We start from the raw sequence: 10590 nt of genomic DNA, 5'->3' as shown, positions 1-10590 counted from the left end.
GCTTGTACGGTGGTGTGAGAGGACGGAGGCCGTGAGGCCTCCTCCTACTCGATTACATTTAAGTAATGACACAGCTAGACGATAAAACTCGCCCCTTGTTCTGCACTCGAAACGCTTTGGCGCATCACGCTAAATAGGTTGCGCCCCATGGTTTGCTGGTTGGCGTCTGCCTCAAATACCTTCGCTTGGCGAGATTGCATGTCGTTGAGGTTATTGAGTTCGCCACTCGCGCAATCTAAGCGCAGGATATCGCCTTCGCAAACAAGCCCAATAGTTCCGCCTCGAATAGCCTCTGGTGAGACATGAATTGCGGATGGAATCTTTCCTGAGGCTCCAGAGAGGCGACCATCAGTAACCAGAGCCACTTTAAACCCTTGTTTCTGAACATTACCTAGAATCGGCATAAGCTTATGCAGTTCAGGCATACCGTTCGCAGCTGGTCCATTATTTATCACCACAACAATGCAATCTTTGTTGAGTTCACCTCGTTGATACGCGGCTTCCACCTTATGTTGGCAATCAAAAACTGCCGCGGGTGCTTCGATAACGCGTTGCTCTTCTGCAACCGCTGACACCTTAATCACCGCATTGCCAAGATTCCCTGAAAGGACTCGCGTTCCGCCTGTGCTTTGGAATACCTGTTCTTGGCCTGCAATTACCTCTGCATCTGCCGACTGTTTGCACTTTTTCCACGTTAGCTTTCCATTTTCAAGTTCTGGAATACTCATTTGATCTTCAAACGAGCCAAAGGTAGGTTTGACATCTCGGTGCAGTAAGTTTGCTTGATCTAAACGGCGTAACAGCGCGGGAACTCCTCCTGCCGCTTGGAACGCATTCATATCTGCTGGGCCGTTGGGATAAACTCGAGCAAGTAAAGGCACTACATCGGATAGATCGCTGATGTCTTGCCAAGTCAGAATAAATCCTGCTGCGCGTGCTACCGCGACCATGTGAATGCTGTGGTTGGTACTGCCACCTGATGCGAGTAGGGCAACAATGCCATTGATTAAGCTTTTAGCGGTAAAGACTTCAGAAAGTGGGCGGAAGTTTGCGGCTTGTGGTGTCATTGAAGCAATTTCAATGGCGGCATGCTGAGTGAGTGATGCGCGCAATTCAGAGTCAGGGTGAGCAAACGCTGAGCCCGGAAGCGTCAGCCCCATCGCTTCAAATACCAGCTGATTGGTATTGGCTGTGCCGTAAAAAGTGCAGGTGCCCGCTGAGTGATAAGCGTTGCACTCCATGTCCAGCAAGGCACTTTTTCCTACCTTGCCAGCCGCGTACTCTTGGCGAATGTGTACTTTCTCATCATTGCTGATGCCCGTTGCCATCAAGCCTGCCGGAACAAAGGCAGTTGGTAGATGCGCAAAAGAGAGCGCGCCCATCAGTTGTCCTGGAGCTATCTTGTCGCAAATGCCAAGCAATAGGGTTGAATCAAACACGTTGTGACTCAGTGAAAGAGCCGTCGATTGAGCAATCAAGTCCCTTGAAAACAAAGACATATCCATGCCTGGTTGCCCTTGAGTTACCCCATCGCACATCGCGGGAACACAGCCCGCTACTTGAGAGGTGTGGCCGAACTTAGCTAACGCCTTTTTGATCTGATCTGGATAGTGTTGATACGGCTGGTGAGCGCTTAACATATCGTTGTAAGAGCTGATTACCGCATTGATTACCTTCGTCAGCACATTGTTGCGATGCATGAAGCAATGGAAGACGGTGTACCATTGATGGGTTACACACCTTGGGGTTGTATCGATCTTGTTGCGGCGTCGACCGGAGAGATGAGCAAGCGCTATGGGTTTATCTACGTGGACAGAGACAACCTAGGCAATGGTACGTTAAATCGTATTCCTAAAAAGTCATTCCACTGGTACAAAAAAGTGATCGCAAGCAACGGCAGCGATTTGGCTTAATTTGTCTGTTTGATAATGGGAGAAATGAACAATGAAAACAATTGAACAGCGACTCAGAGATATTCGCATCGTTCCGGTGATCGCCATTAATGACGTTGCTCAGGCTGTACCACTGGCGAAAGTGCTGGTTGAAAATGGTTTGCCTTGTGCTGAAGTGACATTTCGTACAGAAGCGGCAGCAGAGTCGATTCGTTTGATGCGTGAAGCCTACCCTGAGTTACTGATTGGCGCAGGTACTGTGCTGACTACAGATCAGGTGGATACTGCCATTGATGCGGGTGTTGATTTCATTGTTAGCCCAGGTTTGAATCCAACCACAGTCAAATACTGTCAGCAAAGAGGGGTTACGATCGTTCCTGGAGTGAATAACCCAAGCTTGGTTGAACAAGCAATGGAAATGGGGCTTAAGACACTAAAGTTCTTCCCAGCAGAGCCATCTGGCGGTGTTGCTATGTTGAAAGCGTTGACGGCTGTTTATCCGGTTAACTTTATGCCGACAGGCGGAGTAAGCCCAGCGAATGTTGAGTCTTACTTAGCACTGAAATCAGTTGTTGCCTGCGGTGGAACTTGGATGGTACCGACAGACAAAATGGACAAGGGTGATTGGGATGGAATCGCAGAATTAGTCCGAGCGGTCGGCTCCAGGTAGTTCGATAGAGAGCGACATAAGTAGAAAATGAAAGGGCCAGCTGATACTGGCCCTTTTTGTGGCTGCTTCAAACGATGTAGAGGTTACTCGTTACCAAGCAAAGGTTTTAATGACGTTTTGCTTAGTGATTGGGTTATGCGCGATGTCTTGATTTATCTTGTCAAGAAACGGCTTACGAGCCTGAGGCAACATGCCACGCATTGGTGAGATGTTATTGCCGTGGTCGCCCCAGTAGTAGCAATCGAAATCTTCTAGGTTTTCGAGCAAGTATTTTTCTTCTTCCAGAATCTGCAATGGCGTTGGTAAAACAAACTCGCCACGGTTTACTTCTTTTTCCAACACCGACCCCGGTTGAACGGCTAAAGCCATCGGTGCAATTGCATCTGGCTGCATGATGTTCAGCAAGCTGGTGGTATTAATCGCATGCTCTACAGAACGTTCTTTGCCGCCAAGGCCAAAGATGAAAGAAGCCAGCACCTTGATGTCTGCTTCACGGGCTAAGTTCATACCTTCAATTGCATGCTCACGCGTCATGCGCTTTTGAATGCGTTCAAGCACAATTGGGTCACCGGACTCCAAGCCGGAATAGGCCATGCTTAAACCTGCCGACTTAATCTCTTTTAATTCAGACAAGCTCTTACGGCGAAAGTCATTGAACCCTGAATACAGAGAAATGTTCTTGATCTCTGGAAAGGTGATTTTGATGTAATCCAGAATCGAAATCAGCATCTCGGTTCGGATTGCCATTACGTTACCATCGACTAAAAAGATAGACTCTACATGCGGGTAGATTTTTCTCGCCGCATCAATATCTTCAAAGATGTCTTTGATATCTCTTACTTTGAAACGCTTATCATCAAACATCGTGCAGAAGGTACATTGGTTGTTACTGCACCCCAATGTTGTCTGGATGAGTACGCTCTCTGCTTCCATCCAAGGACGATAAACTTTACCTTCAAAACGCATAAATGCTCCTCGGCCGTAGCCTGTGTTGTTTCGACGAGGGCAAGTTTAGCAATCTGCATCTTGGGTGATAATTGGGCAAAGCGGGGAATCAGTATTAAAGAAATTTTAATAATCGAAAGAGCGCGCAGTTCTTTTTCTGTATGGATAGAACTGCGGCTTGGATCGTGTGTGGGGGGAGTGTTAGTGGTCGTTTTTTACTAATTAATGATCAGTGCGTAACGCACAGCTTTTCTTCGAGTAATTGATTAAGCACTGTCACCAGCTTGTGGTTCTTAGTGTTGTCTAATGCGTCGGCGTGCGGGTCTTTGAACAACCCAGAATCATTATCAAAATATTTACCAGAAGCGTTGGCAAACTCATCACTGAGCGCAGCACGACAAAGAATATCGGCTCCAATCGCTAGGTCGTTTCCATCAACGCCATAAGCATCTTTTACTAATTTACTGCCAAGGAAAGAGGCTGGGTTTACAGGGATAATTGCGGTGCCTTTGTCTAAAAGAGTATTGGCTAATTCGATGGACCACATCGTTAGCGCCAGCTTACTTTGCGCGTAAACCGGACCATCAAGTTCACCCGCACTCGGGCTGATTAATGCCTCTAAATCGACGGGTGCTTGGGCTGCTGAAGATAGATTGACGATACGACCTGTCGCATCAAAAAGAGGAAGCAGCTTTTGTGTCAGGAGATACGGCGCAATGGTGTTTACGACAAAACGTACATCAAGATTGTCTGGAGTGGTGATGTCCGACACCTTATACACACCTGCGTTGTTAATGAGTATATCGAGTCGTTTGTGATCGCTTTTGATTTGGGTTACGAGCGCCTCAACTTCAGAGAGCGTCGATAGGTCTGCGATGTAGCTTTCGATGATTGCATTCTTAGACAGGCGAGACAAAGCGGTCACGACTTTATTGACCTTAACTGGGTTGCGGCCATGAATCAGAACATGGTGCCCTTGCTGCGTTAGTGCTTTTGCGGTCTCTAAACCAATGCCATCCGTGGCACCTGTGATCAGAATTATTTTTTGCATATTCCGTCCTTCAAAAAATAGTTTGAACAACGTTATAACAAAGATTAATGACACATAGTTGCATTTGGCTCACAAGCTGAAGACTCAAATGTGAGTCTATGGGGCAAATAATGACCATTTTAACACTTGGTGGTTAACCGTTGGCGTTTAACGATTAAGTAAGACAATGGGTCAGTTTGTGACTGACCCAAATTAAGAGAAGTGACCGAGTTATTTGATGTCTTGAACGTTCATAACCAGAGTTTCCCAGTTACGTTGGTTTTCCATATCGTGCTCTAGGCCTTGCTCATCGGCAATTTGGAAGCGCTTAACCGCAGGGGTTTTGCTCGTAGCTTGATACAACCAATAAGCTTCCGCTTTGAGTGCTTCGTCGATCGGTTTGTCGATAGACTCGTACACCGCTTGCTTACATGCATTGATCGATTCGGCAGGGAATTTTGAGATTCGTTTGGCTAGAGTATCAACATATTCGCCAATTTCATCCGGCTCTAGTGCCTTGTTGATGGTGCCGTATGCTTCGGCTTCGTCAGCATCAAAGTCACGTGCACTTAGGACGATTTCGAGTGCGCGACCTAAGCCGACTTGGCGTGCCATACGTGATGCGCCGCCACCACAAGGAAGGATGCCCATACCCACTTCCATTTGCATGAATTTGTATTTACCGCGAGCCGCGAATCGCATGTCACACGCCAGTGCAAATTCGTGGCCTCCACCTCGAGCGAACCCTTCAAGCTTGGCAATGGTGGCTTGTGGCAGTTTGCTGATTCTTTCTAGCACCACTTGCAGGTCGAGTAACTTCGCTTCTTCACGAGAAACGGCTTCTGTCGACATGTCTTTTAATAGATTAGTGTCGTAGTGGCAGACCCAAACTTCAGGGTTTGCTGACTGAAATACCACGACCTTGATGTCACGATCGCGCTCTAGTCTCATTGCTAAACCATTGAGGTCGGCAAGCATCTCTTGCCCTTGAACATTCACAGTACCGAAGTCAAAAGTGACGGTAAGAATTCCATCCTCGGCTTGAGCTTTAAACGTTGTATAACCTTGATATGCCATTTCCATATTCCTTCTGAGAGATTTCATTTCAGCCTATTCAGTGTGAATGCGACCTAAATTCAGGCTAGCGAGGAATGTTCGAACCAACAATTAACCATTAAACGAAACACTATTAACGAATTATTAAGAGTTTTGGCGGGTTTTGTAATTTCAATTTATTCAGTGTCTTAGATGGATATTTTAACGTTGAAGGTATCTTGCTAATTCGATTGTCAACGAAATCTAAAAACTCATTCCTTGTCTGGCGCTCTTATCCTTTTCATTTAGCTTCGTATACTGCTCAACTAGGTAATTAGCCCCAAGGTACAGACAAGAGTGAACCGACTTATGCAGATGAGATCCGCGACTTTGAAAACCATTATTGAGAAAACGCTGCCACTGACGCTGGGTGTGTTTGCGATCATGATGGTGCAATTGGTCGATTCGATCTTTATTGGTCAGCTAGGGGTGAATGAGTTGGCGGTTCACGGTATCACCTTGCCATTTCAAGCGGCGTTTACCGGGGTTCAAGTGGGCATCGGTGTGGCGGCAACGTCCATTATTTCTCAAGCGGTAGGATCAAAAGAGCAACGTAAATCCACCTCAATTGCCACGCTGTCGGTCGGATTTGGAGTCTTGGTGATTGCTTTGATCTGCATCGGGCTGATTGTTTTTAGCGATTCTGTATTTGCGTCGTTTGTGAATGATGTCTCTGACGCTCAATATCAATCCATGCTGTCTATTTTTAATGTGTACTGGCCGCTGTGGCTGTTCAGTGCATTGATGGTGGCGGTGCTTTATTTGGCCACCTGCGTTTATCGTGCTAATGGGGATACTAAAACAACCGGCAGCATGTTCTTGGCTGCTAGCGTGATTAACCTAATTCTCGACCCTATTCTGATCTTTGGATTGGATATGGGCATCGCAGGGGCGGCGATCGCATCGAGCATTGGCTACGCATTCGGCGCAATCTACATGTTAATTAAGTCTCGCGGCAAAGGTTGGTTTGGCTTTAATGGCGCGTGCAGTAACCAAATCAAAGGCTACAGTTTTGAGTTATTCAAGACGGTAATGCCAACCACTGCGAATCAGATATTACCTGCGGTCAGCGCGTTCTTCTCAATGCTTTTGATTGCGAGAATCGGAACCGATGAGATGGCTTTTTGGAGCCTACTCGCCCGTGTTGAAAGTTTTATGTTGGTATTTTCTCTTGCTCTGACCATGTCTATCCCGCCTATGATTGGTCGTTACCTAGGGGCACAGCAGCGATGCAAAATCCCAGAGCTATTGAATACAACAGCGAAGTTCTTACTGGTTTTGCACACCGTGATGGCCGCATTATTGGCGCTGTTTAGTGGCTGGATTATTCCTGTTATCTCGGAAGAACAAAGCATACGCAGCTGGTTTGAAGTGACCTTGTTATTTATACCGTTCAGCTATGGCCCGCTTGGGCTTTGCATGTTGGTTGCGTCGGCTTTTAATGCCTTGGGTGTGCCTCGTAAAGCTTTGAATGTCTCTTTCTTACGTTTGTTTGTTTTCTACATTCCCGCTTTATGGCTCGGCTCGATAACTGGAGACATGATCAATGCGGTTATTGCTGCGACAGTCGCCAATGTTTTAGCGGGTGCTTTTGCATGGTTTAAGCTTAATGCCTATATTAAAACTCACATTATCCCTCGTGCCGCTGCGGCCAATAAGCAGCGTGTACTCAGCGCAGGCTAGCCATTATTGATGAACATTGAACATCTAAAATTGTTTGTGCGACTCGCGTCTACGCACAATATAAGTCAAGCAGGACAAGAGCTTGGGTTGTCACCTCCGGTAGCCAGTATTCATATCGGAAAGCTCGAAGAGAGCCTAGGTGCACGTCTTGTGCATCGCACCACGAGAAAGGTTTCCCTGACCGAAGAAGGCATGGCATTTCTTCCTCACGCCAAGCAAATCCTTTTGAGTGTCGAAGCGGGGGTAGCCTCTGTCGGAACCGGTAATGAATTACCCAAAGGGGTGTTGCGAATATCTGCACCTTCTTCGTTTGGTCGGATGCATGTTATGCCAGCGCTAAAAGGGTTTTTGGCTAAGTATCCAGATCTGTCGGTGGACATTTCACTCAGTGACTCAATCGTCGATCTGGTCGATGGTGGCTTTGATGTAGCGATTCGTAATGCGGAGCTACAAAACTCAAGCCTGATCGCTCGTAAGCTCTCTACTGATAAGCGTATTCTGTGTGCGTCGCCAGAATATTTGGCAGTTCATGACTATCCGAAAACACCAGAAGACCTCAAGCAACATCAATGTATCAATCAAACCGGCTTAGAAGGTTGGACGTTCGATACACCAGAAGGCGATGTCACCATCAAGAAGAAAGGTGCTATCCGCGTCGATCACGGTGAAGCGGTAAGGGATCTGTGTGTCGATGGCTTGGGCATTGCCATGTGTGCGACTTGGATTGCTTATAAGCAGCTCGCGGAAGGTTCGCTGGTTGAGGTGTTACCGGATTACCCTTTAAAGGATGAGGCGGCTATCTGGGCGGTATACCCGAGTGCTCAGTTACTTGCACCTAAGGTACGCGTATTTATCGACTACTTTGTGCAATATTATGGTTCACCTTCTTATTGGGATTGCGAAGTAAACGGTCAAGCTGAGTAGCGTCTAAGAGACACTCATTGAGAACAAATAAGAAAGCCCCGACCAAAAGGTAGGGGCTTGTTTTTATGTTCTTTATAGAACGTTTTTCTAGCTAACTGCTGTTGTTTTTATTTAGTGTATCCGGCGTTTAATGAGCGTGTACCGCTGAATCTTGGTATAGCTCGGCATCAACTTCTTCGCCTTTGTTTGGACGTGGCACAATCTCAAAAGAGGTGTCAGCTTCTGTCAGTGAAGACAGCAGTTTGTTAAGCGATGTTTTGTCACCTTTCACTCCTGCTTGTCCGTCTTCTAACAGTTTTCCAAGGCTTGTTTTCTTAAGCACGATGTCAGACACGTCAGACTTATTGATGATCAGTGTCGTATCAGCGTCTTGTAACTCGTTCACTTGAATGTTGTTCAGGTTACCGTTAGACATCTCAACGTAGTAGAACTCTTTCACATCAGGCAACTGAATATTCAACGTAAATGGTGTTTCTTGTGCTTTTAGCGAATCCACTTTTACGGCTAAGTAATCGAGTAGGTTTTCAATCGTCATGTTCGCCAACACATCCGGAGATGCAGTTTTTGGTGCGCCTGGTTGTGTTCCAATGCGAAGCTCTTGAGCGCCGGTTAGGTAGATGTTTCTCCAACCTGCACCTTCTGATTGATAACCCAATTGCTCATAAGTATCTGCCAATAAGCCACGCGCAACTTTGTTCTCTGGTTCTGCTTGAATCACCTTATTCAGTGCTGTTGCAACGAAGCGGTATTCGCCTTCTTGGAAGTCTTGCTGCGCTTTTTCAATCACAGCGTCGCTGCCGCCCATGTACTCAACAAACTTCACTGACTCTGGCTTGATTGGTAATGGGTTTAGGTTAGCTGGGTTCATGTCGAAGTAACCAAGATACATGTTGTACACAGCGCGGGCGTTGTGAGAGTAAGTACCGTGGTAACCGTTGGTGTGCCAAGACTGTTGAATGCTGTCTGGCATTACCTTGTAAATCTCGTCCCCGATGTCTTGGAGAACCACCCCATTGTTGGCTAAGCGAAGCGTTTGGTTATGAGTAAAACCGTAAGCGTCACGCTGCATTTTTAGGTAATCAGAGATCTCTTGTTCGCCCCAGATTGGCGATGAGTGAGACGCAAACAGCACCTCAGTATCTTCACCCCAAGTGACTAACATTTCGTTGATCTTCTTCGACCATTTCAAGCCGTCACGTACTTTAGCGCCACGCAGCGTGTACAGGTTATGCATGCCTTGGTAGGTCAGTTCGCCAGTCCAAAGTGCTTTCATGCTCGGAATATACGTCACCATTTCAGAGGCCGCTTCGGTACCTGAAGCATCCATGAATTGCATTTCTAGGCCGTCGATAACCAGAGTTTCAATCTCTTCGTTATGGTTCAGCTCGTAGTCTGGCAGTACGTAAGTAATGCTACCGGTTGATAGGCCTTTCGACAGTGCCGCATCAACAATACCGTGTTCGTGACGGTTCAGGGTTGCGCCATATTGATAAGCGGTACGACGAGACATTGCATTACCCGCCAATACGTTTTCGTCGACGATTTCTTTAGTAATGTTTTTCGAACCGTACACTTTTACATCTGGGTACGCGTCTTTGATTGCTCTTGCGCCACCAAAGTGATCAGCGTGCGAGTGAGAGTAAATCATTGCAACGACGGGCAGTTCGCCGCCATCAGGCACATTGTTCTTGAAGAATTTTAGTGATTTAGCAGCCGCTTCTTTGGTAAGAAGTACGTCATAAGCGATCCAACCGTTGTCACTACGAATGAAAGAGATAGACGCTAAATCTGCCCCTCGAACTTGGTAAACTTTACCCGGAACAACTTCATATAAACCTTCTGCCGCTTGGTTCAATACTGCTTGGCGCCAAAGCGAAGGGTTGACCGAATCAGGTGCTTGATCCGCATTCGTTACACTTGGGTCGATGAAGTTAAAGCTATTACGAATGATGTCGCCCGTCTCTTGATCAAAGCTAGCAATCAGACCCTTGTTGTTATTGTCGAAAGCGCGAGTGTCGGCAAAGTTAAGTGTTTTAGCGAACTCTTGGTTTGCTTTGGTCGTCATCTCGGTTGCGCTTTTGCCACCTTGGTCGCCAATTTCGCTGAAGTGTGCGTGATCATGGTTAGCTGCAACTGCAGGGAATGCGAGCGAGATAGCTAGGAACAGTGATGCATTTTTGAACGTGCGTGAAGTCGTCATAAGAGCCTCTTCATTTCAGAATTTTGTTTCGTTGAGGCGATTATAGGAATAAGACATATAGCAAAAAATAAAGTAAGCTTTATTTAATACATCACGATTGGCTATGTATTGAGTCATGCAATGGTTGGGGAACGAAGGCGAATCCTGACCT

The 10590-nt window shown here is 46.7% G+C and carries 7 protein-coding genes and 2 pseudogenes; 4 read left to right on the top strand and 5 right to left on the bottom strand.

Annotated elements, in window-relative coordinates:
• Positions 1-74: 74 nt before the first annotated feature.
• Positions 75-1664 (bottom strand): annotated as a pseudogene (gene edd / locus AB6F11_RS18075) (phosphogluconate dehydratase); the annotation flags it as partial.
• Between edd and AB6F11_RS18070 the strand changes: the two are divergent.
• Positions 1647-1913 (top strand): annotated as a pseudogene (locus tag AB6F11_RS18070) (family 1 glycosylhydrolase); the annotation flags it as partial. The pseudogenes edd and AB6F11_RS18070 overlap by 18 nt on opposite strands.
• Before the next feature lie 31 nt (positions 1914-1944).
• On the top strand, positions 1945-2562 hold the full coding sequence (locus tag AB6F11_RS18065; RefSeq protein WP_102398561.1) for a bifunctional 4-hydroxy-2-oxoglutarate aldolase/2-dehydro-3-deoxy-phosphogluconate aldolase: 618 nt from the start codon (positions 1945-1947) through the stop codon (positions 2560-2562).
• 90 nt (positions 2563-2652) lie between these two features.
• Here AB6F11_RS18065 and AB6F11_RS18060 read toward each other — a convergent pair whose 3' ends face one another.
• From AB6F11_RS18060 to AB6F11_RS18050, 3 genes are all read right to left on the bottom strand, one after another.
• Positions 2653-3528: a radical SAM protein gene (locus AB6F11_RS18060; RefSeq protein ID WP_017087617.1), complete on the bottom strand. Its 876-nt coding sequence runs from the start codon at positions 3526-3528 to the stop codon at positions 2653-2655.
• A 208-nt stretch (positions 3529-3736) separates the two neighbouring features.
• On the bottom strand, positions 3737-4558 hold the full coding sequence (locus tag AB6F11_RS18055) for an SDR family NAD(P)-dependent oxidoreductase (RefSeq protein WP_102393086.1): 822 nt from the start codon (positions 4556-4558) through the stop codon (positions 3737-3739).
• Positions 4559-4768: 210 nt separating this feature from the next.
• Positions 4769-5614 carry an enoyl-CoA hydratase/isomerase family protein gene (locus AB6F11_RS18050; RefSeq protein WP_004732302.1) on the bottom strand — a complete coding sequence of 282 codons (846 nt, stop codon included), beginning with the start codon at positions 5612-5614 and terminating at the stop codon, positions 4769-4771.
• Positions 5615-5941: 327 nt separating this feature from the next.
• On the opposite strand from AB6F11_RS18050, the gene AB6F11_RS18045 reads away from it, so the two are divergent.
• Together AB6F11_RS18045 and AB6F11_RS18040 are read left to right on the top strand one after the other, a co-directional pair.
• On the top strand, positions 5942-7315 hold the full coding sequence (locus tag AB6F11_RS18045; RefSeq protein ID WP_104216439.1) for an MATE family efflux transporter: 1374 nt from the start codon (positions 5942-5944) through the stop codon (positions 7313-7315).
• A gap of 9 nt (positions 7316-7324) precedes the next feature.
• Positions 7325-8239, top strand: a complete 915-nt coding sequence (locus AB6F11_RS18040) for a LysR family transcriptional regulator (protein WP_104216438.1) — start codon at positions 7325-7327, stop codon at positions 8237-8239.
• Positions 8240-8366: 127 nt separating this feature from the next.
• Here the strand turns inward: AB6F11_RS18040 and AB6F11_RS18035 are convergent, their stop codons facing one another.
• Positions 8367-10439, bottom strand: a complete 2073-nt coding sequence (locus tag AB6F11_RS18035; RefSeq protein ID WP_104216437.1) for an alkyl/aryl-sulfatase — start codon at positions 10437-10439, stop codon at positions 8367-8369.
• Between the last annotated feature and the right edge of the window lie 151 nt (positions 10440-10590).

It is taken from the genome of Vibrio sp. 10N.247.311.14 (assembly GCF_041467715.1).
In the GTDB taxonomy this organism is placed as follows: domain Bacteria; phylum Pseudomonadota; class Gammaproteobacteria; order Enterobacterales; family Vibrionaceae; genus Vibrio; species Vibrio crassostreae_C.
Note: the sequence above shows the minus strand (reverse complement) of the source record. Positions and strands in the feature narration are given on the sequence as shown.